Genomic DNA, 24,473 nt, shown 5'->3' on the forward strand with positions numbered 1-24,473 from the left:
CCAGATGGGTGGTACCGGCGTCATCGATCGATTTCTGGAAACCTTCACACGCTATATCGACTCCGGCTTTGGGCTGCTTGGCAACGAAGTCGCCTTTCTCGCGACCACGCTCGCCGCCATCGATATCACGCTGGCCACTCTATTTTGGGCCTGGGGCACCGACGAGGACATCATCGCCCGCCTCATGAAGAAGACGCTGTTTGTCGGCGTGTTCGCCTACCTGATCGGCAACTGGAACAATCTCGCCCGCATCGTTTTCGAGAGCTTTGCCGGTCTTGGCCTCAAGGCATCGGGCACTGCGCTGTCGTCAGCAGATTTCCTGCGCCCGGGGCGGATCGCGCAGGTCGGTATCGATGCGGGGCGGCCGATGCTGGAATCGATCTCGGGCTTGATGGGCTATGTCAGCTTCTTTGAAAATTTCATCCAGATCGCAGTTCTACTGCTCGCATGGGTCATCGTGCTGCTCGCCTTCTTCATCCTGGCAATCCAGCTCTTCATCACTCTGATCGAATTCAAGCTGACGACACTCGCCGGCTTCGTCCTGATCCCCTTCGGGCTGTTCGGCAAGACAGCGTTTGCCGCCGAACGCGTGCTGGGCAACGTCATCTCATCGGGCGTCAAGGTCATGGTGCTCGCCGTCATCGTCGGCATCGGGTCGACGCTGTTTTCGCAGTTCACCGCAAGCGCGAGCGGTGGGTCGATCGGCATCGAAGATGCGATGGCCCTGGTGCTCGCGGCATTGGCGCTGCTGGGCCTGGGGATCTTTGGACCCGGCATCGCGAATGGCATTGTCTCTGGTGGTCCGCAGCTTGGCGCTGGTGCGGCTGTTGGTACGGGGTTGGCTGCAGGCGGTATCGTCATGGCGGGCGCAGGTCTCGCTGCAGGTGGTACCGCTGCGCTCGCGGGTGCGGCTCGTGCACCTGCGGCGTTGATGGCTGGCGCGCGCGGAGCATTTCGGACGGGGAGCTTGTCCGGTATCGCGGATGCTGGCGCGACCGCCGCAACGAGTCCACTTCGTCGCGCCGCGGCAAGTTCTTCATCTCTAGACACTGACCTCGGGATCAAACGCATGAAGCGCATGCAGGCTATGAGTCATGGAGCGTCCGCCGCTACGAGCGCCCTGCACTCTGCCAATCAAGGTGGAGGAGGCGCCTCCGTTGATCTCTCGGAAGGAAAGCCGTGATGTTCAAACGACCGTCCGTTCATTATGGTCGCACGCCTGCGCCCGTAACGCCCTATCAGAAGGCGGCGCAAGTCTGGGACGAACGCATCGGCTCGGCGCGCGGGCAGGCGAGAAACTGGCGGTTGATGGCGTTCGGATCTCTGATCCTATCCACAGGACTCGTATCAAGCCTCATCTGGCAATCCACAAAGGGAAGTATCACGCCCTGGGTCGTTGAGGTCGATCGTCTCGGCCAGGCACAGGCGGTGAGCCCGGCCCATCCCTTCTACCAACCCGCCGATCCGCAGATTGCCTTTCATTTGGCACGCTTTATCGAAAACGTGCGCGGGCTTTCCGCCGATGCTATCGTGCTGCGTCAGGACTGGCTACGCGCCTACGACTTTACGACAGATCGCGGGGCCGCCGCCCTCAATGACTACGCCCGCGTCAACGATCCCTTTGCCAAGCTCGGCAAGCTCCAGATTGCAGTGGAAATATCCAGTGTGATCCGTGCTTCGTCAGAGAGTTTTCGTGTCGCCTGGATCGAGCGCCGCTACGAGGACGGTCAGCTTGTCGCCACCGAGCGCTGGACCGCCATCCTCACCATCGTGATCGAAACCCCGCGCACTGCCGATAGCCTGCGCAAGAATCCGCTCGGTATCTATGTCAACGCCATCAATTGGTCGAAGGAGCTTGGGCAGTGAGTATACAGACTTCCGGGATCGTTGGACCAAATGTACGTAAGGCGATGCGCGCCGCCATGCTTGTATGCATGTGTTCGCTCAGCGGCTGCGCCACCTTCAAGCCGCCGCAGATCAGTTACGATGACGATGTCCCGCCACTTCCCAGGCCGCCATCGCTAGCAGAGGATCGGCCACGGTCGCTGCACGTTCCGCCGTCCTGGACGCCGGCAAAGGGAGGTAAGACGGGGATGACGGAGGCCAAAGAGCCCATCGCCCGGATCGAGACCGCGAACGATGCTGCGCGCGTTGAACCTCGGAAGGAAGGCTACTTCAATGCTGTACAGATATTTCCGTTCAGTCCCGGTGCTCTCTACCAAATCTACGCAAGTCCTGGCCAGATCACTGATATCGCGCTCGAGCCCGGGGAGCAGCTCACGGGTTCAGGGCCGGTTTCGGCTGGCGACACCGTGCGCTGGGTCGTCGGCGATACCGAAAGCGGAAGTGGCGACACCAGGCGCGTCCACATCATGGTCAAGCCGACGCGGCCTTCGATCGAGACGAATCTCGTGGTCAACACTGACCGGCGTACCTATCTCATCGAACTCCGTGCGCGTGAAAAGCCCTATATGCCCTCGGTGGCCTGGTTCTATCCCGAGGATCGGACGGGGCGTGCTCGGGCTGTTCCGCCAATACCAGTTCTCCCCGAGCTTTCTCGGCGACGCTATCGTTACACCATTGAGGGCGACAATCCGCCTTGGCGCCCGGTGGGTGCGTATGACGATGGCCGCAAGGTCTATGTTGAATTCTCCCCTGGCATTGTTCAAGGCGAGATGCCGCCGCTGTTCGTCATTGGTCCAGACGGCAAGCCGGAGATCATCAACTACCGAACCTATCGCAATGTGCTGATCGTCGATCGGCTGTTTGCCGCGGCCGAACTGCGGCTCGGTAGCGATACCCAGCAAAAAGTCCGGATCGTCAGAAGCGAGGGGAGGTCTTCATGACCGGTACCGGAGCGAACCATAGCGGCCGCCCAGATTGCACCGGGCCGAAAACATCTGAGGAGATTGCTCGTTCTTTGCGGCTCCGCCCAGAACTTCCACGTGTTACACGTCTTTCGCGCAAGGTCTTGGCTGGCGGTACGGCATTGGCGCTCGTCCTCGTTTCCGGAGCAGTCCTCTGGGCCTTACAGAACCATCGCACTCGCGGGCAGGCATCCGACGAACTCTACAGTACCGATCATCACAATGTAGCCGATGGCCTTGCCGGGCTGCCGCGCGACTATACGGGTATTCCGCGCGACGTGCCGCGGCTTGGGCCGCCATTGCCGGGCGATCTCGGTCGTCCCATCGTTGCGGCCCAAACCCAGTCTGGATCCCTTGCGGTAGACCCCGAGCAGCAGAGGATGAGTCAGGAAGGCGAGGCCGCGCGCACCAGCAAAGTCTTCGTGTCAATCAATGTTCGCCCATCCGCGGCGGCCACTTCATCCGAGACCACCCCAAATGCTGCCTCATCGTCAGATGAGGCATTTGCTCAGAATGGACAGGACCGCAAGCTCGCCTTCGTCAACAGCTCCATCGATCGCCGTACTACGAGCCCTGATCGGGTGACCAAGCCAGCCTCGTCTTATGTCCTGCAAGCCGGTTCTGTGATTCCGGCAGCTCTCATCACGGGCATCCGTTCCGATCAGCCGGGGCAGATCACCGCGCAGGTAACAGAAAATTTATATGATACGCCGACGGGCCGCTCGCTGCTGGTGCCTCAGGGATCGCGGCTCATCGGCGTCTACGACAGCCACGTTACTCATGGGCAGTCTCGGGTACTCCTTGTGTGGACTCGGTTGATTATGCCGAATGGCCGATCGATGGTTCTCGAGCGTCAGCAAGGCGCCGATGCCGGGGGATATGCTGGTCTTGAAGACGAGGTTGATCGGCACTGGGGTGAGCTATTCAAGGCAACGCTGCTGTCGACATTGCTTGGTGTCGGAACCGAGCTCGGATCCGGCGACGACACCGGCACCGGAAATAGCGCCATCATCCACGCACTTCGACGTGGAGTAGGGGATTCGTTGAACCAAACTGGTCAACAGATTGTTCGACGCAATCTCAATATCCAGCCGACTCTGACGATAAGGCCAGGATTTCCGGTGCGGGTCATTGTCAATCGCGACCTCGTGCTTGAACCATACAGGGGATAATGAACTGTCGGGTGAGTCTGTCCAGTGATGGATTGGAGCGAGAGTTCAATTTTTTCATAGAGTTAGAGGGCGGCGTGTGCACGACGTGTGCACTGGGAGATCAAGAAAAATCTACATTCGGCAAATTGGGACCTATTGGCAGAGTTAGGTGAATGCGGAGCCGCATTTGGTCGGACGCTCCGAGTCAATCATCCCGCAAGGAAACCGCCAGCAAAAACCGTGCCGGTCGCTTAGTGCGAAGCCGGCATGCAGAGGAACGCGACGGCGCCGGCAATATCTTCCGGCTGTCCCCACCGTTTGAAGGCAGTGCGGTCGGCGATGCGCTGGTAGTGCGCGCGATCAGTCCGGCCCGCGGCGTTGATCGCGGTTTCGATATAACCGGGCGCCACCGCATTGACGCGGATGCCTTGCTCGGCCCAGGCCAGAGCTAGCGCCTTGGTCAGCATCACGACGCCGCCCTTACTGGCGCAACAGGCGGGAATCCGCAGTAGCGCCAGCGTCGCATTCATCGAGGCGATGTTGACGACCGAGCCTCTGCTGTCGGCCAGCCGCGGCTGGAAGGCCATGCATGTCCGGAACGTGCCAGTGAGATTGACATCGAGAACTTTCATGAAGGTCTCGATCTCGTACTCCTTGTCGCGCGCGAGGGTTCCGAGCTATGCGGGCGTGTGGACCGATGCGCCAACGAGCGGCGGCCGAAGGTCATCGGCGTCGACGGCGTCTCCGACTTCAACGCGCTGCATTCCGGCAAGCACAATGAAAAGGTACAGCTCCGCGCGTTCGATGTGCTCGCGCTGGACGGCGACGATTATCTGGATGCGCTTCCGCGCCTCCGTCCCTTACCGGGCCGGACTAGGTCAGCCGCGAACGGCGAGGGTGCGCTCTTACCGAAGCTGTTGATCTTTTTCCGTTACGGATAGGCCGATGCAGAGAAAGGATCCAGGGCGTGCCTGGAGCCGAACCTCGGGTTCATAAGCATGGCGACGGGCGTGCGACTCGGCAATCATGCCCCGGCTGAATGGCGACGAAAGGCGGCCATCAAATGCCGGACAAAATTTGCGCGGCAGTGCATCCAGATTGTCGGCTTCCGACTAGAAGTAGCGTGGCAGACGTTACAGTAAGCTGCATCGAAGGAGAGCAACGGGGAGGTGCATATGACAAATTGGTCGCCGACGGTAGTGCCTTACGGCGCTGATGAGACCGTCTACCTTGTGTTCGATAGTTCCGGACCGTCACACAGTGATTGCCCCGAAAAGGGGATTGAGCGGGACGACGTCGAAACGATCATCTCCGATCTCCTAACCGGCCAACTCAAAGCTCCGGTTCGCGTAATGGCCTTCAACACACTTGAGCACTGGATCGAGGATGTTTCCAACCAAGTAGCCGAAGAAATTCAAACCCGCTGCGATATCGATGGCGTACCAGTACCCGAACACGTCGAGGACTTTGTTGCAAGCCACACCGGTGCAATTCAGCGGCTTCACTTGGCTTAATTCGTAAATCCGGAGCAGGCCAGAACCGTGCAGCCAAACCATATTTTGCTCATATCGAGAAATGCGCAGCCAAGGCGTCCGCGGCGGGGCATGCCCATAGGTACTTCGACAGGGCGGCTTGCATTGCTCCAAGTCGTCTGAGGTGAACTTCGAGCCTCGCATGTCGCCTCGTGGCCACTTCGGATTGAACGTGGGACCTTGCGGGCGGGCATCTTCGGACAGCAACGTGCCTTAAGCTCGCAGGCGTCGCAATCATGTTTGACGGCGCGATAGAGCGGTGTCTCGCCCAAGACCAAAGAACGGAAGGCCCGCTCCTCTGGCTGGGATCGATACGGCAGCTGATAGTCATGCATCAAACTGCCGGTGCGACACGCAGGAGGTTACTGCGAAGGGCCCTTATCTCGACGTGCCGAGCCCTGCATGTCACCCGAATTCACCATGTGAGAAGTCGAACTTGGCCAGCGCTTCACCTGGGTTACGATAGGTGTCGCCCTTGCCGCCGTCGTCGGACGGCTTGGGGTCGCAATTGTCCTTCTGCGGCTGACAGTCGTCGTTCTTGGCGTCCTTCCAGCCACCATCTTGCTTGGAGTACTCGCCCTTGCCGTCTTTCGAGCGGTCGACCTTCCCGGCATGCTTCGAATAGTCGCCCTTGCGGCCGTCGTCGGAGCAGTCGTCGTGGCCCTGCGCGACCTTGGTCGATTGCGCACCTTCGGCGGCAAACCCGGTGAGACCAGCATCGCGCGCAGGCGCCGCTGCTGGCCCGCCGCCTGTAACTCCGACCTGCAGCGGCCGGGCCGCCGTGGCAAGATGGATGATCATATCCGCTCCGTGGGTGATTTCGGGTCGGTGTGCTATACTCACGCGCGTCATATCTAGATGCCGGAGATTGGCATTGATTTCTTTTTCCTTGTCGGTGTCCAGATGTGCCGTGCCCTCGTCCAGAAACAGGATCTTTGGTCGACGATAGAGCGCGCGCGCAAGCAGTACTCGCTGTTTCTGCCCGCTGGATAATGAGCTTCCCATGTCACCGATGAGGCTGTTGTAGCTCATCGGCATTGCCATGATATCATCGTGAATGCCGGCAATCTGCGCACACTCGATCATCCGTTTCTGATCGAATGTTGTCTCAAAAAAGCAGATGTTGTCGGCGATAGATCCTGACAGCAATTGATCCTCCTGCATCACCGCGCCGATTTGTTCGCGATAAACGCGTGGTCCGATCTGGCCTAGCGGAAAGCCGTCGATCAGGACCTCCCCGCCCGTTGGCTCGAGTAGCCCAAGCATAATCTTGACTAGAGTTGTCTTGCCGCAGCCGGAAGGTCCCATGATCGTCACGAATTGTCCCGGAGCAACGCACAGATTGACGTTGTTAAGAATCAGAGGCTCTCCTTCTGCATAGCGGAAGCACACGTTGCGCAGTTCGATCGCGCCGCGCATCGGTCGCATATACGACAGATCCTGGTCGTGCCCCCGCTCGAGTGGGGTGAGCGCAATATCGGCGAGGCGTTCTAGGTGCAGTCCAATAATGCGCAGCTCCACCAGCTTCTCAATCAGCAGCGCTGTCCGTTCGGCGAACTGCAGCTTGTAGCTGACGAACGCGAATATCATGCCAACCGAGATTAGGTTGTCTAGTGCGAGGCGAGCGGCGAGGTAGATTGTGATTACGTTCTCCAGGCCGAATATCGTGTCGTTGATCGCTTTGAAGCTGATTCTCGCCCGGCCTAGCCGCACGTTGGCATTTACGTATTCAGCATAGCGGTTCAGCCACTGGCTCTCCCGCTCGTTCTCTCGGTTGAGCAGCTTCAGGCTCTGCACCGCCCGCACGGTTTCGATGAAGGTGGAGTTTTCCTGTGCCTTGCTGTGAATGGCCGCTTCGCTCCGTTGTCGGAACATCCTGAAGAGAGCTAGTCGCAAAGCGGCGTACAGCGCGGACGCCAACAGGACGACAAATCCGAGTTGGACGCTGTATGCGAACATCAACGCCAGCATCAACACCGACATGAGACCGTCGATCAAGCCCGTGATCAGTCCCTCCGCGAGCATGTTGCGGATAGGCTCGATCGAGCCGAAGCGCGACAGGATGTCGCCGATGTGCCGCTTTTCGAAAAAGGAGAGTGGCAAACGCACCAGATGATGAAACAGCCGGGCGCCGATCTGAAAGCTCAGCGTGTTCTGCAGAATAAGAACAATGAACGAGCGGGTCGCGGTCGACGCGACTTTGATCAGGACGAGTAGCGCGAATCCAAGCCCGAGTACGAGCAGAAGATCGACGTCGCCTCTGGCGATGACCTCGTCAACCGTGAGCTGCATGTAGAAAGGAGCGGCGAGGATAAGGATCTCGATGACCACCGAGAGAACCAATATTTGCGTCAAGACATGAGAGTTTCCCCTCATTCCGCTCCAGAATGCTGAGAACGGTAATCGCACTCTCTGATCTGTGCAGCAGAACTCTTCAGTGGGTGAGAGTTCAAGCACGACTCCGGTGAGATGTCTCGATGCTTCGGTGATGGGAAACCATTTCTCGCCGGCGGCCGGATCGTGAACTACGATCCCGTTCTTCTTGCACGCCTTCAGGACAACGAAATGATCCATGTCCCAGTGCAGGATAGCCGGAAGACGCAGTTGGCACAGATGGTCAACCTCGATTCGCAGCGGCCGGCATGCCAGGCCCAGGTGAGCCGCTATCTCCATGAGGTCGCGGAGAGTGACACCCTTCAGCGAGATTGCGTACCGCCGCCGCAGGCTATTCATGTCGGTTCGATGGCCATGATAGGACGCTACCATGGCAAGGCATGCCAGCCCGCATTCCGCTGCCTCTGTCTGCCTGATGACCGGGAGGAACCCGCGTCCGCTGAAGTTCAATAGCGCCTGCATACGGCTACATCCTTGCGCTAAACACCGGATCAAGCAGCCACCTCATCAGCGAGCGCTGCTCAAGAATCACGTCGGCCTTGAGCAGCATGCCTGGCTGAAGCGGCGTCTTGAGGCCATAGGCATCGATGTCGGGCCGCTCGGGAGCCACAGTCACGCGGTACGCCGGCTCTTGGAGGGTGATCGGCCCGGTAGCATCATTGCCGGTCAGGATCGTTTGAGAGACTTTTGTTACGCTGCCGCGGTAGGTGCCGAATTTCTGATAGGGAAATGCATCGTAAAGTATCCTGACCTGCTGGCCGGGGCGCACGAATCCGAACGCGCGCGTCGGAAAGAACAGCTCCGCCTGCAAGGTCGAATCAAGCGGGATGATTTCGAGCTGCATATGCTTTGGATCAGCGACCTTGCCGATACTTGCATGCAGCGCGGACACGCGCCCACTCGTCGGCGCCTTGATAACGTAGGCCCGCCGTCCGTCCACCTCGGCGACGCGCTGTTCGATCCAGGAGAGATCGCCGCGCAGTACGCGAACCCTCTCTGCGGCGACGATCGGAAGTTGCTCGAGCGTATGCTGGGCATCAGCCAATTGGGTGCGTCGTACGGTGATCTGCTGATCGAGCGACGCCAAGTGCTGCGCTTGCTCAAGCGCGGCCTGCTCGCGGCGCTTCAGCTCGATGGCCGGCAATGCTCCCTTCGCGATTAGCGTAGCGCCCGTCGATACAAAACTCTCGGAAAGCTTCAGCCGTTCGTTCTGGATGTTGCGCTGGTCCTCGAGTTGGGCAATCTCCCCCTCGATCCCTTTGGTCGTGGAAGCGAGGCGCTCGTGTTCCGAGGCCGTCCGGCGCTCTTCCGCAGCGATCTGTCGCTCGACCACATCGCGTTGCCGCGCCAGCGCTGCAAGAACGGTGGCATTGACGTCATCGCCGTTGGCGCTGATTTGGGAAGTGACTACGGTCAGGAGCGGGTCGCCCTCGGCAACCTCCTGACCCTCCTTGACGTGGAGCTCTTTGATGAAACCCTGTTGTGGCACGAAAATTTTAGCCGTTCCGAAGGTCGGCGTTAGATAGCCGGTGACGGTTTCCTTGCGCGCGTATTGAGCGATGGAGATAAAAACCAAAATGAATGCAACAAGACCCGCAAGAGTCCAGCCGAGGATCGTGCTCGATATCGGCTGCAGCGATACGACCTCGCCCCAGCTGTGGCGTTGATGCAGAAAGTCGATTGCTTCCTGGCGAAATAGAGCTGGCCGTGTCGCCATGGACGCACCTCGTTGCTACGCGTTCATTCGTCGATTTGAGGCTGCGCGTAGTATTCTCTACGCCGCGCCACGGGTGCGGACGGGTATCGCCTAATGCGGTGGAGAACCGCTCCCCCGCTATGGAGAAGCGGTTCGCCCGCGCATCTCGCCTTTACGTAGATTGCACCTGGATCCCGAGGACGTTGACTCCGATGTTTGTGTCGTTGATGTTGACCAAGCCGAATTGTGTGTTGTTGTCGCCACCGCAACACTTGTCGTGGCCGCGCTTGTCGCCGCCAGCGGCTACGAGGTCGAGTTCGTGGTCGCGCAGTTCAACAGGGTGGGTAACTTCATGCATGTTACTCTCCTTTGTACTCTCTTGGATGTTGATGGCGCCGTACTAACGGCTACCACTATCCTCTAGTCGGAAGCCGCCAATCTGGATGCAACGCCGCGTAAACTTTTCCCGGCATAATCCTTGCCGTTCATTGATACCGCTTGACGTCGAAGAGATCGCAATCAAGCTCGTTACGAGCGCTCACGCCACTCCTGTTCGATCAAGCGCGCACTCCAGCAGAGAAAAGCAATGGCCGTCATGGGGGACAACGGGCGCCCTCAATTCGCGTTTAATCCGCCGACCGGATCGGCGATCGGTGCTGCCATGGCCGAGTGACCAGCTACAAGTCCGGGCTGGGTTAATGAGGCGTATCTAAATCATTTTGATGAGGGGCCAGCGATGGCTTGGAGTCCTACCCGCCCTTGAATAATGCGAAAACACTGTTCACCGGAATGTCAGCGTTTTCGATGGTGACGATTCGATCCACCAATTCCGTTCGGTGTCGGAGCGGACCTAAGCGTGGCCCTCTAACACCCAATTCAGGACTCGGAGGGCATCGCTCCGATCCGTGCATTGTTCTGTTGGACCACAGTCCGCTAGAGCTTTCACCCATCGAACGCCCGTAGCGCCGCCTTCGCATTGGAGCGTTACGACATAACCATCCTGCAGCAACAACTTCGGACCGGTCGCGTTCATGACCATCCTCATGAACTCCTCGGGCCCAGTGATGAAGCCTTCTGCGACGACAGGTCCTGTCACCGGTACTATCGTGAGCCAGTAGTAGACGGCGCCCGCTTCCTCTCCGCCGATGATGATCGTACCCTCGCGGCTCAGTTCTTCGATGATATCATCGTGCAGGTCCATGTGCTCATGCCCTCAAACAGGATAAGGTCGCTGTCAACGGGTTGTGCATGTTACATTCCTCGGGTGTTGACGGCGCCGTAGTAACAACTGCCATCCACCTCTAGTCGGAAGCCGCCGATCTGGATGCAACGTCGCTCGAATTTTGCCGATAAGGAATAACGCTTGTCGTTATTGATGCCGTATGACCTCGAAGAGATCGCAATCAAGATCACTGCGGGCGCTCACGCCACTCGTCCTCGATCAAGCGAGATGGCATGGCCAAGCCCCTCGAGGTTCCGAGCGACATACAGTTCCTTGTCGCGCACTCCGAACTAAGAGAATATTGGGCCTTCATGCGCCATGACGGCTCTCAAATTTCACGTTCTGAAATCCGTCGACGAGCCCGTCGATCGGTGCTGTGAGGCTGGAACCCTCGCTGCGGCAAAATGCAATCATGTCCATCGCGTGCCGCGATTGAGCAGGTCTCCGCGGCTCGGGTGGCAAGTGAGCATCACTCGCGTGGCAAGCGAGCATGAAGTGTTGCTCGCCGGGGCAAAATCAAAATGCAAAATCAAAATCATGTTCATCGCGTGCCTCGATTGGGCAGTCACCGCGGCTCGCGTGGCAAGCGAGCATCACTCGCGTGGCAAGCGAGCATGAAGTGTTAAGCGCTGGCTGCGCCCTGACGAAAACGTCACGATTTTGTGATGGCGCAGATTGAAACAATTTTCAGCATCAAAGTTGATTTCCCCCAACGGCTCATTTCGCATCAGGAAATGCAAGCCACCAGTTTTCTGGAAATGCAAGCCACCAGTGTTCAGGAAATGTAAGCCAGCAATATTCGCTGGACGGGAATAGTTGCGTCTGCGTTACGAAGGGGTGACTTCGATTATGCCCCATCACGGAGCCGAGTTCACAAAGGCAGAGTCTCGCTCCGGCGCAGCGCAGGATGATACCTATCTCAATTGCGAGACGGCTCTCAATTACGAGACGGCGCTAATCGAGTGCGCCGCCGGATCGCAGTCTGCCGTCGGCAAGATCTACGCCCGGGAGAAGGACCAGCTACGCGCGGTGGCGCACCGGATCGTCCACGATAGGTCGCGTGCGGAGGACGTCATCCACGATGCATTCGCGCAGATTCTCCGATGTGCCAAAGACTTCGACCCTGCACGCGGATCCGCGCGCGGCTGGATCTACGCGATCGTCCGCCACACAGCACTCAGGATGCAGAAGAACGCCAGGCGGGAACTCGCGCTCGAGGACCACACCCTGAACGCCATCTGCGAGCGGGAACGGACGCTACCGAACCCCGCTTCTCGCATCCCGGACAGCATGACGCTCCGGACCATGCTCGATCAACTCGAGCCAAAGCACCGCGCGAGCCTGCTTCTGGCGATCATCGACGGGCGTACGCATGAGGAGATCGCCGAATACCTCCAGGTTCCGGTCGGAACGGTCAAGGCGTGGATCCGGAGAGAGCTGGTGGCCATGCGCCGGCAGCTCGAATGAGGCATGAATTTGTTTTGCGCGCTGCATCCATCGGGGCGCGTCGACGACAGTAGGGTGAGGGTGCCGGGATCCGGAGCAGGCATGGGCCCGTCGCAACCGCGAAGTTAGGAGCGAAACCATGTCTATCCTGAGCTGGGTTACGAGCATTCTCGGACTGGCAAAGATTCCGGAAACCGACGTCACACGCGAGGAATACAAGCCAACCACGCTCGACGACAGCGGCAACGGCGAGCACGTCAAGTGGAATGACGATCACAACGGTCGCGACGACTACTCCAAGCACGATGGTGGCTGGAAGGACGCCAAGAACGACGACTGCCAGCCGCAGAAGGACTATTGCGACCCCAAGCCGTCCGAGGGCGACACCTATCGTAACCCGGGTGAAGCGTTGGCCAAGTTCGACTTCTCACATGGCGATTTAGGCTCGCATGGCCCGGATCATTCGAGTGACATGCAGGCTGCGCTCGCTTCGATGTCGTCCGACGACGCGCTCGAATACGCCATCGGCCAGATGGGCCCCGCGGATCACTTCGACGGAGAGTTCCACATGCCGGCGGACGTGTCGCACGGCACGGACGCCTGATGCGCCGCAAGGCCCGCCTGGCACGGAATGCGCGAGAGTAGTTTCTGAGAAAAAAGGCGGCGGTCATGAACCAAGTAGAAGAACGCGAACTGTTCGAACAAGAGCGGAAAATCTTCGAAGCCGGGGTGCAGCGTGCGGACAAGCGATCCGGCTCTTTCAATTTCTTGACTTGGTCCTTCTTCAGCGCCGCGCTGATTGCCTGCGAAGAGTTTCTTGTCGCCATGTTCAAATCCGCGGCGGCCGAGCAGGAGGACGCGAAAACGGCTCAGGCAGGCGCCGCGCCGCAGGCGGCGAATGACCATCCGCCGGCCATTGATCCCTCGAAAACGGGCAGCGCAGAGGATGAGACGGCCAAAAGGCCCGCCGCGTCGTCGGAGGCGCGTGCGGCCCGGTTCGATCCGACCGGGCTTTTGGCGCAGCCGCATGACGATGCGCTCAAGCCGAGCGCCGCCCGCAGCGAAGCTGTCGCCGCCGAGGGGGCGGGAGCGGCGGAGGCGGCGATGATGCCGAGTCCCGCCATCATAACGCTCACACCTCAATCGAAGATAGTTCCGTCAACCCGCTATCAGCGGATTCCCACCTCGGAGGCACTCAAATGCAGGGTGGGTCAACGCTCGAATCCGTTCAGTCCAACGTGCTACTCTTTCAGCCCGTCGATCAGCCCGTCGATGATCGGCTTCGCTCCCCTGCTTGGAGCTGTCGGCAGTCTCAGCAATGACGTGGTGGGAGGGATCGCGCCGGTCGAGGCGCCGCCGGTGCTCGCAACGGTGACCGACACCGTAAGCACGCTGACCCATGACGTGGGCGGCACGATTGCGCCGGTCGAGGCGCAGCCGGTGCTCGCGACCGCGACCGACACCGTAAGCACGCTAACCAACGACGTGGGCGACACGATTGCGCCGGTCGAGGCGGCGGTGCAGCCGGTGCTCGCAACGGTGACCGACACTGCGGGTACGCCGACCGATGACGTCGGCGGCACGATCGCGCCGGTCGAGGCGGCGGTGCAGCCGGTGCTCGCGACGGTGACCGACACTGCGGGTACGCCGACCGATGACGTCGGCGACACGATCGCGCCGGTCGAGGCGGCGGTGCAGCCGGTGCTCGCAACGGTGACCGACACTGCGGGTACGCCGACCGATGACGTCGGCGACACGATCGCGCCGGTCGAGGCGGCGGTGCAGCCGGTGCTCGCGACGGTGACCGACACTGCGGGTACGCCGACCGATGACGTCGGCGACACGATCGCGCCGGTCGAGGCGGCGGTGCAGCCGGTGCTCGCAACGGTGACCGACACTGCGGGTACGCCGACCGATGACGTCGGCGACACGATCGCGCCGGTCGAGGCGGCGGTGCAGCCGGTGCTCGCGACGGTGAGCGACACTGCGGGTACGCCGACCGACGACGTCGGCGACACGATCGCGCCGGTCGAGGCGGCGGTGCAGCCGGTGCTCGCAACGGTGACCGACACTGCGGGTACGCCGACCGATGACGTCGGCGGCACGATCGCGCCGGTCGAGGCGGCGGTGCAGCCGGTGCTCGCAACGGTGACCGACACTGCGGGTACGCCGACCGATGACGTCGGCGGCACGATCGCGCCGGTCGAGGCGGCGGTGCAGCCGGTGTTCGCAACGGTGACCGACACTGCGGGTACGCCGACCGATGACGTCGGGACGATCGCGCCGGTCGAGGCGGCGGTACAGCCGGTGCTCGCGACGGTGACCGACACTGCGGGTACGCCGACCGATGACGTCGGGACGATCGCGCCGGTCGAGGCGGCGGTACAGCCGGTGCTCGCGACCGTGACCGACACCGTGGGTACGCTGACCAACGACGTGGGCGGCACGATCGCGCCGGTCGAGGCGGCGGTGCAGCCGGTGCTCACAACGGTGACCGACACCGTGGGCACGCCGACCGATGACGTCGGCGGCACGATCGCGCCGGTCGAGGCGGCGGTGCAGCCGGTGCTCACAACGGTGACCGACACCGTGGGCACGCCGACCGATGACGTCGGCGGCACGATCGCGCCGGTCGAGGCGGCGGTGCAGCCGGTGCTCGCGACGGTGACCGACACTGCGGGTACGCCGACCGATGACGTCGGGACGATCGCGCCGGTCGAGGCGGCGGTGCAGCCGGTGCTCGCGACGGTGACCGACACTGCGGGTACGCCGACCAATGACGTCGGCGACACGATCGCGCCGGTGACCGGTGACGTGGCGCAACCGGGCAATATGGCTAGCGACGCTCTTGCGAGCGCAGCGCCGGTCGATGAGACGACCGAGCCGGTGCTCACCACAACGGCTGCCGCCCTGAGCGATCCGACCAGCGACGTGGCCGATCCGGCCGACACCGGGAACGCGGCCAGCGACGCTCTTGCGGATGCGGCGCCGGTCGATGAGACGACCGAGCCCGTGCCCACCACAGCGGCTGCCGCCCTGAGCGATCCGACCAGCGACGTGTCCGGTCCGGCCGACACCGGAAATGCGGCCAGCGACGCTCTTGCGGATGCGGCGCCGGTCGATGAGACGACCGAGCCAGTGCCGACCACAACAACTGCCGCCCTGAGCGATCCGACCAGCGACGTGTCCGGTCCGGCCGACACCGGGACCGCGGCCAGCGACGCTCTTGCGAGTGCGGCGCCGGTGAATGACACCACCGAGCCGGCGCCCACGACAACGGCTGCCGCCCTGAACGATCCGACCAGCGACGTGTCCGATCCGGCCGACACCGGGAACGCGGCCAGCGACGCTCTTGCGGATGCGGGACCGGTGGATGACACCACAGGCGACGTGATCGCCTTGAACGACGCGCCACCGCCATCAGAAAATGCTCTGTACACCGGAACCGAGTACACTGATTACGGCGTTAACCTGAGCAGCGATCCCCCGCAGGATACCGAGTCTTCGGCCGACGCCGCATCGGCTCATGAAACTGGGCCGCCGCCTCCTGACATTGTGGATACGAGTCATCCAACAGATCACCCTGAACATGCCATCCTATAGCGGGGCGAACATGGCGGCCGCCGAGACACTGAGCAATCCGCCGCGCAGCCATTCTGCGGATCAGCTTCGCGTCGTACCCGGCGGAGAGGCTCGCGATCATCTTGGACCTGTCAACCCGCTGGCCGCCTGGCGTTCGGTCGCGCGCACGAACCTGATCGCGGTCGCGGCATTTTCGGTCGTCGTGAATCTGCTGATGCTCACGATGCCGATGTACCTGTTCCAGATATCCGACCGCGTGCTGACGAGCCGCAGCCTCGAAACCCTACTGATGCTCTCGGCTCTCGCGCTGGCGTTCATCGGCATCCTCTCTATCGTCGACATTCTGCGTCGGCAGGTGCTGGGGCGTCTTGCGACCAAGATGGAGGCCTTGCTTGGCGCCGCAGTGCTGGCGAGCAGCATCAACAACGCCAGAGCCGGCGAGGGCGGGACCATCCATGCGGTCCGCAGCCTTCACCAGGTGCGCGGATTCATCTCGAGCCCCGTCATGCTTCTGCTGATGGACGCGCCGCTCTCGCCTCTCTACTTTGGAGTCATATTCCTCGTTCACCGAGATCTCGGCTGGATCGCCGTCGTGGCTGGCTTGGCCCTCGCGCTGATTGCACTGATCAACCAAAAAGCGACTTCGGAACGTCTGGGCCAGGCAGGCCTGCATGCCGCCGAGGCCGATGCGGCGGCCGAGTCGCTGGCGCGAAATTCGCAGGTGATCAATGCGATGGGAATGCTGAGCGAGAGCATTCTCCATTGGGGTCGCCGGCAGGCGCCGGCTCTGACGGTGCAGAGCCAGGCGCTCGACCGGAATTTCTGGATCAGCGGTGCATCGAAGTTCGTCCGGCTCGTGGCCCAGATCACGATCCTCGGTACGGGCGCCTATCTGGCCCTCAATGCCGAGATCACCGGCGGCATGATGATCGCGGCCGCGATCATTGCCGGCCGCGCCCTGCAGCCGCTTGAGGGCTTGATCGAGGGATGGCGCAGCTGCGTTCAGGCGCGATCGGCCTATGCGAGCGTCAAGCAGGCGGTCGAGTCATTCCAGCGCGAGACGCCGAAGCTGCGCCTGCCCAAACCGCAAGGGCGCCTGGCCGTGGATCGCGTCCTGTACCTGCCGCCAGGCTCGAAGGAGCCGGTGCTCAATGGTGTCTCGCTGGAGCTCGCGCCCGGAGAGTCTCTGGCCATTGTCGGACCGTCCGGATCGGGCAAGTCGACCCTTGCGCGCATTCTGGTGGGCTGTCTGACGCCTACCGCCGGTAAGGTCAGGCTGGACGGAACGGAGCTGCGCAACTGGGATCGCCGCCAATTCGGGGAATATACCGGCTACCTGCCCCAAGAGGTCGAGCTATTTCCGGGAACCATCAAGCAGAACATCTGCCGTATGCGCGACGACCTGCCCGACGCGAGCATCTATGAGGCGGCGATGTTCTCGGGCATCCACGACATGGTCTGTCAGCTGCGGCAAGGATACGAGACCGCGCTCGACCGCGGCGGCGGGCCGCTCTCCGGAGGACAGAAGCAGCGCATCGCGCTCGCGCGGGCGTTCTTCGGTAATCCATGCCTTGTCGTGCTCGACGAGCCCAACTCGAATCTCGACGCAGCGGGCGAGCAGGCCCTGACCGAGACCCTGCAACGCGCCAAGAAGCGCGGGGTGACCGCAGTGGTCGTAACCCTGCGCCCGGCGCTGCTGAACAGCGTGGACAAAGTGCTCATCCTGCGGGCCGGACACGCGGAAGCATTTGGATCTCCGACCGACGTGCTGCATCGCCTGGTTCGGTCGGCCGGCGGGGCCGGCGGAGACAACCCAGAGCAGCCGCGACGCATCGAATCCTCGGGCCGGTGACCAGCGCGGGAGGACGGCATGAGAGCGGAAAAGGAGAGCATCGGCGAGTGGTACCGCAGCGTTCCGCAGAGCGCCAAGTGGCCCATCTTCACCGGCCTCGCGATGCTGGTCGTTTGGCTCGGTTGTTTCGGTGTTTGGGCTGGAGTCGCTCCACTGAACAGTGCGGTCGTCGCCCCGGGCACGTTCGTAGCCACCGGACAGAACAAGCTGATCCAGCACTTCGAGGGCGGCATCATCCGCGAGATTGCGGCCAAGGACGGTGATGTCGTCGAGGCGAACCAGGTACTGGTTCGCATGGACGACACCGCTGTCAACGCCAAGCTGAGGCGGTTGGTTTTGAAGAAATATCGACTGCTCGCCATGAAGGCGCGTCTCGAAGCCGAAATGAGCTCTTCAGAGACTATCGAAACTCCGGCCGCATTCAGCGAAAGCGCACGTGATCCGGAAACCCAAGCGATTCTTGAGCGGCAACGTGCCGAACTGTGGGCACGCCGGGCTAGTCTCGTGACCCAGGAAAGCGTACTCCTGAAGCAAATCGCCGGGCTGGAGGAAAGCATTCGCGGATATCAGGCGCAAGTGCAGTCCACCAAACAGCGTATTGCCCTGTTCGCCGAAGAGCTGAAGGACAAGAATTCGCTCCTTGGCCAGCAGTTGGTCCGCAAGTCGGATGTGCTGGCGCTGCGACGATCCGAGGCGAGTCTCGGGGGAGAACTCGGCGAGTATCTCGGCCGCATCGCCGATTCGAAGGAGCGGATCGCTCAGGCGAACGAAAGAATAGCCCAGCTCCACTCGACTGCGCTCCGGGATGCGATCAAGGAGCTGCGCGAGACCGAGGCGGAGCTGGACGACGTCGAGGAGCAGATTCGCGCCGCCCGGGACGTGGTCGACCGGGTCGATGTCCGTTCGCCGGTCCGTGGCATCGTGGTGAAGAAGAACTTCCATACGCCGGGCGGCGTCGTCTCTCCTGGCGCCGTGATCCTTGAGCTCCTACCGATAGGCGAAGAGCGCATCATCGAGGCGCATGTGAATCCCAAGGACATTTCGCATGTTAGCGTAGGTCAGGAGGCGCTGGTGCGGCTGCCGGCGCTCAACCAGCGTATCACGCCCATGGTCGGGGCGAGCGTCATCTACGTGTCGGCGGACGCCTTGTCGGAGCAGGTACAGGTGAAGGCCGAAACGCGCCCCGACAGTAACACGCGTCGGGACTTCTACATCGTTCGGGTGGGCCTGGACCAAGAAGATATTCTCAGGCGTATGCCTGAATTTATCCCGACGCCTGGGATGCCCGCCGACGTTTACATCAAGACCGGAGAGCGTACGTTTTTCGAGTACATGATGAAGCCGGTCTTCGACAGTTTCTCCCGCGCTTTCCGCGAAACCTGAATGGACGAGCAATCTGGTCGTCAATTCCGAGCACCCACGAGTATCCGTGATTAACGGCGTTCGAGCGATTGGTGCGATGCGTAATCTTGCGTGTCCAATGCTTCTGCTATTGGCTTGCGGATCAACCGAAAATGAATCCGCTCAAGGAACGATCAGGGGGATGGAACGCAGATGTCCGGTCAGGTGTTGGAAGCGCGCCGCACCGGTCGCGCTGTACCCGGCCACCTCCGAGAGCGAGAATGATCTCGTTCAACCAGCTTAACCGGAAGACTGGCCACCGCATCAAGTACCTGAGGGTAGACGCCGAGGAAGTCTCCAACGAGGACATCGTCAAGGGTTACGCGCTCGACAAAGACACTTTCATCGAGGTCTTGAAGGAGGAGCTCGAAAACGTTGCACTGGAATCCACCCGCACGATCGAGATCGACGAGTTTGTCGACCGCAGTGATCCAGTACGTCAAAGTTACCAAGGACATGCTCGATCTCGCCAAGCACATCGTGAACCAGAAGGCAGGCCGGTTCGAACCCGAGAAGTTCGAGGATCAGTACGAAACAGCCCTGATCGACCTCATCAACCAGAAGCGCGCCGGCAAGCCAAACACTCCGAAGGAGCGTCCCGCCGCCGGCAACGTCGTCGACCTGATGGAGGCGCTGCGCCGGAGCGTTGGCAAGGAGCAGCTCTCGAACGCCACGAAGAAGGCGGGGAAAGCGGCCGCCGGACAGAAGGAGATGTTTGCTCGCGGTCTCCGGTGAGAAGCCGGCGAAGGAGAACGCCGCAAAGAAGACGACGTCGAAGCCGCAGCGGAATTCGGCATAGAACGGCTCCGCCGCAGCCGCGATGAAGTCCGCGGCGTCAGCCGAGAGGTCGGGTTTGTCTGAAATGGAAGCCGTTCGGAGTGAACCTGCGGGCCACGGCGCGGGCCTTGTCCTCGTAGGTCTCCAGCGCGATTTTCTGGGCGAGCATGACATCTCCGATCGGCAGCGCGCCGATCGGCATGAAACACAACCCCTCCTGCAGGCAACCTCTTTCGTCGATCTCGCACACGTTCACCGAGGCCCCGGCGTGGATCTTGTACCGCTTTCCGCTGTCGCTTCCGACGACCTCAAAGTAGCCCCTTCTGCCGAACTGCTCCCGCTGGCTCGGCGACAGCCATTTTTGCAATAGCCTCAGCGACCGGCCCTCCGGCGTGCCCTCGGCGCCGTGCCTGATGAAAAGGCTTCGCGTCGCTCTCAGGCGGGAGCGGGCGCCCGGCGGCAACGGTCGAAAGCCAACCATAGCGACTAACCGCCGACCAACCTGGGGAAGAAGAGGGTTTGTTCCGCAGTGGGGTCGAACATTCGGATCTGCGAGGTCTGACCGGAACTCGTCCGGACCGCGGCGGTGAAGCCGGCCTTCGTCAGCTCATTGAACCGCTGCTCCGCCTTCGCCACGCCCTGGACGTCGTCGGGGTTGAAAGGGTGACGGCTGTCGCCGGTGCGGTCCATCACGATCTGAATCGCCATGATCGTTCTCCTCGGATTGATGATAGCCAAAGGACCCCACCCAGTATCGGACCGACCTGACGGACTTTCAATAGAAGAACACCTCAATCGGAAGACCCAGCTCGCGCGGCCCGCACTCAGTCCGGCGGGCACTCCGGGCAGGTATCGCCCATCGAGTCCAGCATGTCCCGAACCTCTGGGACCGCTTGCTCCGGAGAGAGGCCGCACGGTGGTTCCTTTCGGGCGATGTCGAAGGCACGCTGCCGGGCGTGCGGATCGCCGCGATCTTGCATCCAGCCGTGCTCTTCGCATTCGCAGATGGCGCCAGCCTCCTGGAAGACGGAGATCGCCCGACCGCGTAGCGTCCGGATCGCGGGATCGTGCTGCTTGTCCACGTGTTCCCGGTGCACGAGGCCCAGCCCGCGTGTTAGGTCCACTGTCAATCCCGGCTACGGTACGGTCCTGCATCCAGCGGAGCCCTTCACGCTCGCTGTGATTTTAATCTTTCTTATGGTGCGAGAACCGACCTATATCGCGGGCCGGAGGACGCAAGGATGTTTGGAAAAACGCGACGAGAGAAGAGACTACGCGAGCATGACGCCGAGGAGGCTCAGGCGCGATACGAGCGGAACAAGCGTGCCGGCAAGACTATTTACGCTAGGATCGCGGACTTGAAGAAAGTGCCGCGCGAAAATCTGCCGGATGCGGTGTTCTTGCTTTTCATGGAGGCAAAGCAGCAGAGCGAGCTGATTCGGCGATCGATAAAGGACCGTACCCACTATGACTTCAATTTCGGTGGGATGACCGACGGCGACCTCGCGACTTACCTTGCGCAGGACGCTGCGTACGCGCTCCGGGATCACGTCACAAATCCGCAGACATTCTTCGAGGCGATGTCTGAGCAATTGCCCGACGTACATTTCACGATCCAACAGCTGGACGGCGTTTCGATGGTTGCCGCGATGATCCGTGAGCAGCGGCTGGACGGAATTCTGGAAGGCTTGCGACTTGCCGGGTTATTGAACGAAGTGCCAAACCGCCGTCGCGCCGGCTCGGAGACCGAAGGGTCGGGTTAGGTCTCAATTCGAGGCGGCTGCTTTCACCAATACAGGTCCGTCAAGGAAACAAACGGACTCACGGATCATTTTAGCTTTCGATTGCTGTAGGTGGCTTAAATTTCCCCAAGTAGTTAGAAAGCCGCGTGTGCACGGGTAGATCAAAGAAAATCTAGCGGCGGGCGGTAAACATGTCCGCTTTTCACCGAGTACCCGACGCAAGAGGGGTCGCGCTGCAGGTCCGAGTCGGGGTACGAGCGCCTATTCTGCGCCGCGCGAACCTGTCGGATCTGCTCCTGACGACCGACCTGACCGCGAGTCGCGTGTCAAGCTGCGACGCTCTTTGCGTGTTTGATCCGCCGCAGCTCGTCGAATTCCAGTTCCGCTGCCGTCTTTGCAATGGTCAGCATTCGCGCAGCGTCGGCGATGTTTTCCTCGGAGTGGTTGGCCATCACCTGCATGCGAATTCGGGCTGCACCCTTGGGAACGGCGGGAAACTCTACGAGGTTGGCGACCAATCCGAGTTCGATCAGGCGTCTGGAAACGAGACGTGCAAGGCCTTCCGAGCCCATTTTGACGCAAACGATTGCTGACGGGTCGCCGTAATAGTCGAGGCCCGCCTGCTTCAACTCGCGTCGCAACGACAGGACGTTGGCTAGCATCTTGCGCCGTAGCGCATCCCCCTCGGCGGACCCGATGATCTCGAACGCTTTGAGGACCGTCGCCGCCTGCGCCGGCGAGAGGGCATTGGAGAAAGTGGCAGGCGCGCTGTAAAAGCGCAGATATTCCTGCACCGCTCGGCTCTTGCAGGCGACAAACCCGCCGTTTGACGCAAAAGTCTTGGAAAAGCTCCCCATCACAAGGTCGACCTTGCCGAGCATGTTCTGCAGGCCGATGTGGCCGCGGCCGTCCTCGCCGAGACAACCAAGATCATGTGCGACGTCGACGACGAGCGTCGCATTGAATTCGTGGCAAAGCGCCTGCAGGGCAGCAAGATCGGGCGTGTCCGAGTCCATCGAGAACAACCCCTCGGTGATCACGAGGATTCCGTTCTCGTTGTCCTTGGCCCGGATTTTGGCGAGGATATTCCGGCAATAATCGTTGTCCAGATGCCGGAACAGATGAAGGTTTTGGGTTGCGGCGTGAGCGCCTTCCTGCAGGCAGGAGTGTGCCAGCATGTCCATCACGATATGGTCGGCCGACCTGACGAGACCCTTCACGACGCCGAAGCCCGCGGCCCAACCCGTCGGGTACAGCACCACATGGTCCATCGCAAGAAACTCGGCGATCTTGCGTTCGAGTGCAACCGAGTACGACGTGTTGCCTACGAGCGCAGGAGAACCTGCGCTATGTACCCCGCAGCGCTCGATAGTCTCGATGGCCGTTGCCTTGATGGCCGGATGCGATGCCAGGCTGAGATAGTCCTGCGAAGCAAAGTTGACGCCGAGCATCCTGTTGCCCCGGTCATCCTGGGCCGAGCAAACGGTCTTGGGGCCGTCCTCCGTGGCACGAGAGAAGGGCCAGAGCCCGCGATGCCGGCGCAGATCCTGCCAGCGGAAGAAACCTTCGGTGCGTCCCAAAAGGTCCGAGCCACCGGGGACGCGGAAGTCCCTCATGCTGCCCATCAATGCGGCCGGCGCAACGCCAGCGTATGAATCGTTTGAAGCCATCCCGTAACCCAAATTTTTTTGTTCTGCCGAGAGCGTAGGATGCCCGGGACGAGATTAATTCCTGGTTGGATATTGGGAGATTTTCCGACGTTTTTCGGAAAAATGCGTGTGTGGTTGTCTCCACCTTAAGCGCTTCACAGAAAGTCGGGTCGAAACGCCAAAACGGGTCGGGAAAAGCCTTGCGGCGCCGTGCGCGTAAAGACGGCGTTAACCATAATGGCGCAATGTGTCCCTCACGTTCCGATACATCTGGAGCAAGTGAGGAATCCATGATTGGCGTCCCGAAAGGCCAGCCATTCCGCAAAATTTCAAGCCGGGTCGCGGCGGCAGTGATGGTTGTGAATGCGCTCTCCGCGCCCGCATTCGCTGCGGATTTGAGACTGCCTGTGAAGGCGGCCCCGCCCATCCAGCCTGTTCCGGTATTCTCATGGACCGGCTTTTATATCGGCGCGAACGGCGGCTGGGGCTCAAGTCGCAACTGCTGGGATCTTGTTCCGCCCACGCCGGTACCCCCTGCGCTGCTCGGCCCCGAAGGCTGCCACGATGCGACAGGCGGGGTAGCCGGCGGTCAAATCGGTTATCGCTGGCAGGCAGGCGCCGCGGTCTTTGGTCTGGAAGCGCAGGGTAACTGGGCTGACCTCAACGGCAGCAAGATCAGCCCGCCGTTCCCGACCACGACCAACCGGTCACGGATCGAAGCGTTCGGCCTGTTCACCGGCCAGATCGGCTGGGCCGTCCAAAATACACTGTTCTACGTCAAGGGCGGCGGCGCCGTCACCGATAGCCGCTTTCGCTACACCGACAACGCGACCGGCACCGTTCTCGGCGCTGCGAACGACACGCGATGGGGAGCCGTAGTAGGCGTCGGCCTTGAATTCGGCTTCGCTTCGAACTGGTCGGTCGCTGTGGAGTACGATCATCTGTTCATGCAGGACCGTACGTTTGACTTTACCAGCCCGGCTGGCGCTTACGCCGGCACGGTGGCCACCCGTCAAGATGTTGATCTCGTCACGGCCCGTGTGAACTACAGGTTTGGCGGCCCGGTGGTCGCGAAATACTGACAGCGCTGAAGTTCGACGCATAAAGAAAGGCGGGCCGAAAGCCCGCCTTTCTTTATGGGCAATGTAAGCCGCTCGGCAGA

The 24,473-nt window shown here is 61.1% G+C and carries 23 protein-coding genes and 2 pseudogenes; 15 read left to right on the top strand and 10 right to left on the bottom strand.

The window, feature by feature from the left end:
• The first annotated feature begins 4 nt into the window (after positions 1-4).
• The 4 genes from trbL to V1292_RS22130 are packed head-to-tail and all read left to right on the top strand — an operon-like array spanning position 5 to position 4,039.
• Positions 5-1,183, top strand: coding sequence for a P-type conjugative transfer protein TrbL (gene trbL / locus V1292_RS22115; protein WP_334377126.1), 1,179 nt, complete (start codon positions 5-7; stop codon positions 1,181-1,183).
• Positions 1,183-1,866, top strand: coding sequence for a conjugal transfer protein TrbF (gene trbF / locus V1292_RS22120; RefSeq protein WP_334374779.1), 684 nt, complete (start codon positions 1,183-1,185; stop codon positions 1,864-1,866). Before trbL ends, trbF begins: the two co-directional genes overlap by 1 nt.
• A gap of 44 nt (positions 1,867-1,910) precedes the next feature.
• Complete coding sequence (trbG, locus tag V1292_RS22125) at positions 1,911-2,846, top strand: P-type conjugative transfer protein TrbG (protein ID WP_334374780.1); 936 nt, start codon at positions 1,911-1,913, stop codon at positions 2,844-2,846.
• Complete coding sequence (locus tag V1292_RS22130) at positions 2,843-4,039, top strand: TrbI/VirB10 family protein (protein ID WP_334374781.1); 1,197 nt, start codon at positions 2,843-2,845, stop codon at positions 4,037-4,039. Before trbG ends, V1292_RS22130 begins: the two co-directional genes overlap by 4 nt.
• A 230-nt stretch (positions 4,040-4,269) precedes the next feature.
• Here V1292_RS22130 and V1292_RS22135 read toward each other — a convergent pair.
• Positions 4,270-4,692, bottom strand: a pseudogene (locus V1292_RS22135) (SDR family NAD(P)-dependent oxidoreductase); the annotation flags it as partial.
• Between the two features lie 15 nt (positions 4,693-4,707).
• On the opposite strand from V1292_RS22135, the gene V1292_RS22140 reads away from it, so the two are divergent.
• Together V1292_RS22140 and V1292_RS22145 are read left to right on the top strand one after the other, a co-directional pair.
• Complete coding sequence (locus V1292_RS22140; RefSeq protein ID WP_334374782.1) at positions 4,708-4,959, top strand: hypothetical protein; 252 nt, start codon at positions 4,708-4,710, stop codon at positions 4,957-4,959.
• Positions 4,960-5,193: 234 nt separating this feature from the next.
• Complete coding sequence (locus tag V1292_RS22145) at positions 5,194-5,532, top strand: hypothetical protein (protein WP_334374783.1); 339 nt, start codon at positions 5,194-5,196, stop codon at positions 5,530-5,532.
• Between the two features lie 423 nt (positions 5,533-5,955).
• On the opposite strand, the gene V1292_RS22150 is transcribed toward V1292_RS22145, so the two are convergent.
• The 4 genes from V1292_RS22150 to V1292_RS22165 all read right to left on the bottom strand — a co-directional run bounded on the left by V1292_RS22150 (position 5,956) and on the right by V1292_RS22165 (position 10,841).
• Entirely contained in the window at positions 5,956-8,406 is a 2,451-nt protein-coding gene (locus V1292_RS22150; protein WP_334374785.1) for a peptidase domain-containing ABC transporter, read from the bottom strand.
• 4 nt (positions 8,407-8,410) lie between these two features.
• The gene (locus V1292_RS22155; protein WP_334374786.1) at positions 8,411-9,661 is read right to left on the bottom strand and encodes an HlyD family efflux transporter periplasmic adaptor subunit; all 1,251 of its coding nucleotides are present in this window, start codon (positions 9,659-9,661) and stop codon (positions 8,411-8,413) included.
• Positions 9,662-9,812: 151 nt separating this feature from the next.
• Complete coding sequence (locus tag V1292_RS22160; protein ID WP_334374787.1) at positions 9,813-9,998, bottom strand: hypothetical protein; 186 nt, start codon at positions 9,996-9,998, stop codon at positions 9,813-9,815.
• A 492-nt stretch (positions 9,999-10,490) separates the two neighbouring features.
• Positions 10,491-10,841, bottom strand: coding sequence for a hypothetical protein (locus V1292_RS22165; RefSeq protein ID WP_334374788.1), 351 nt, complete (start codon positions 10,839-10,841; stop codon positions 10,491-10,493).
• A gap of 686 nt (positions 10,842-11,527) precedes the next feature.
• Between V1292_RS22165 and V1292_RS22170 the strand changes: the two genes are divergently transcribed.
• The 3 genes from V1292_RS22170 (at position 11,528) to V1292_RS22180 (ending at position 12,912) form a co-directional block, all read left to right on the top strand.
• Complete coding sequence (locus V1292_RS22170) at positions 11,528-11,650, top strand: hypothetical protein (protein ID WP_334374789.1); 123 nt, start codon at positions 11,528-11,530, stop codon at positions 11,648-11,650.
• Positions 11,651-11,678: 28 nt separating this feature from the next.
• Positions 11,679-12,329 (top strand): sigma-70 family RNA polymerase sigma factor, encoded by a 651-nt coding sequence (locus V1292_RS22175; protein WP_334374790.1) that lies wholly within the window; start codon positions 11,679-11,681, stop codon positions 12,327-12,329.
• 118 nt (positions 12,330-12,447) lie between these two features.
• Positions 12,448-12,912, top strand: coding sequence for a hypothetical protein (locus V1292_RS22180; RefSeq protein WP_334374791.1), 465 nt, complete (start codon positions 12,448-12,450; stop codon positions 12,910-12,912).
• Here the strand turns inward: V1292_RS22180 and V1292_RS22185 are convergent.
• Positions 12,855-13,337 carry a hypothetical protein gene (locus V1292_RS22185; RefSeq protein ID WP_334374792.1) on the bottom strand — a complete coding sequence of 161 codons (483 nt, stop codon included), beginning with the start codon at positions 13,335-13,337 and terminating at the stop codon, positions 12,855-12,857. The two genes, V1292_RS22180 and V1292_RS22185, sit on opposite strands and share 58 nt — an antisense overlap.
• A gap of 243 nt (positions 13,338-13,580) precedes the next feature.
• Here V1292_RS22185 and V1292_RS22190 point away from each other — a divergent pair, with 243 nt between their 5' ends.
• The 4 genes and pseudogenes from V1292_RS22190 (at position 13,581) to V1292_RS22205 (ending at position 19,942) form a co-directional block, all read left to right on the top strand.
• On the top strand, positions 13,581-15,911 hold the full coding sequence (locus tag V1292_RS22190; protein WP_334374793.1) for a beta strand repeat-containing protein: 2,331 nt from the start codon (positions 13,581-13,583) through the stop codon (positions 15,909-15,911).
• A 10-nt stretch (positions 15,912-15,921) separates the two neighbouring features.
• Positions 15,922-17,742: a type I secretion system permease/ATPase gene (locus tag V1292_RS22195; protein WP_334374794.1), complete on the top strand. Its 1,821-nt coding sequence runs from the start codon at positions 15,922-15,924 to the stop codon at positions 17,740-17,742.
• A gap of 18 nt (positions 17,743-17,760) precedes the next feature.
• Positions 17,761-19,125 carry an HlyD family type I secretion periplasmic adaptor subunit gene (locus V1292_RS22200; RefSeq protein ID WP_334374795.1) on the top strand — a complete coding sequence of 455 codons (1,365 nt, stop codon included), beginning with the start codon at positions 17,761-17,763 and terminating at the stop codon, positions 19,123-19,125.
• A 160-nt stretch (positions 19,126-19,285) separates the two neighbouring features.
• Positions 19,286-19,942 (top strand): annotated as a pseudogene (locus V1292_RS22205) (Ku protein).
• Between the two features lie 36 nt (positions 19,943-19,978).
• Here the strand turns inward: V1292_RS22205 and V1292_RS22210 are convergent.
• The 3 genes from V1292_RS22210 to V1292_RS22220 form a co-directional block, all read right to left on the bottom strand.
• The gene (locus tag V1292_RS22210; protein WP_334374796.1) at positions 19,979-20,401 is read right to left on the bottom strand and encodes a hypothetical protein; all 423 of its coding nucleotides are present in this window, start codon (positions 20,399-20,401) and stop codon (positions 19,979-19,981) included.
• A 5-nt stretch (positions 20,402-20,406) separates the two neighbouring features.
• Entirely contained in the window at positions 20,407-20,628 is a 222-nt protein-coding gene (locus V1292_RS22215) for a hypothetical protein (RefSeq protein ID WP_334374797.1), read from the bottom strand.
• A 116-nt stretch (positions 20,629-20,744) separates the two neighbouring features.
• Positions 20,745-21,002 carry a hypothetical protein gene (locus V1292_RS22220; protein ID WP_334374798.1) on the bottom strand — a complete coding sequence of 86 codons (258 nt, stop codon included), beginning with the start codon at positions 21,000-21,002 and terminating at the stop codon, positions 20,745-20,747.
• Positions 21,003-21,161: 159 nt separating this feature from the next.
• On the opposite strand from V1292_RS22220, the gene V1292_RS22225 reads away from it, so the two are divergent.
• Positions 21,162-21,683, top strand: coding sequence for a hypothetical protein (locus tag V1292_RS22225; RefSeq protein ID WP_334374799.1), 522 nt, complete (start codon positions 21,162-21,164; stop codon positions 21,681-21,683).
• Between the two features lie 305 nt (positions 21,684-21,988).
• Here the strand turns inward: V1292_RS22225 and V1292_RS22230 are convergent, their stop codons facing one another.
• Positions 21,989-23,278: an aminotransferase class I/II-fold pyridoxal phosphate-dependent enzyme gene (locus V1292_RS22230; protein WP_334374800.1), complete on the bottom strand. Its 1,290-nt coding sequence runs from the start codon at positions 23,276-23,278 to the stop codon at positions 21,989-21,991.
• A 233-nt stretch (positions 23,279-23,511) separates the two neighbouring features.
• Between V1292_RS22230 and V1292_RS22235 the strand changes: the two genes are divergently transcribed.
• Positions 23,512-24,393, top strand: coding sequence for an outer membrane protein (locus V1292_RS22235; RefSeq protein WP_442895550.1), 882 nt, complete (start codon positions 23,512-23,514; stop codon positions 24,391-24,393).
• The last annotated feature ends 80 nt before the right edge of the window (positions 24,394-24,473 follow it).

Source organism: Bradyrhizobium sp. AZCC 1719, assembly GCF_036924525.1.
In the GTDB taxonomy this organism is placed as follows: domain Bacteria; phylum Pseudomonadota; class Alphaproteobacteria; order Rhizobiales; family Xanthobacteraceae; genus Bradyrhizobium.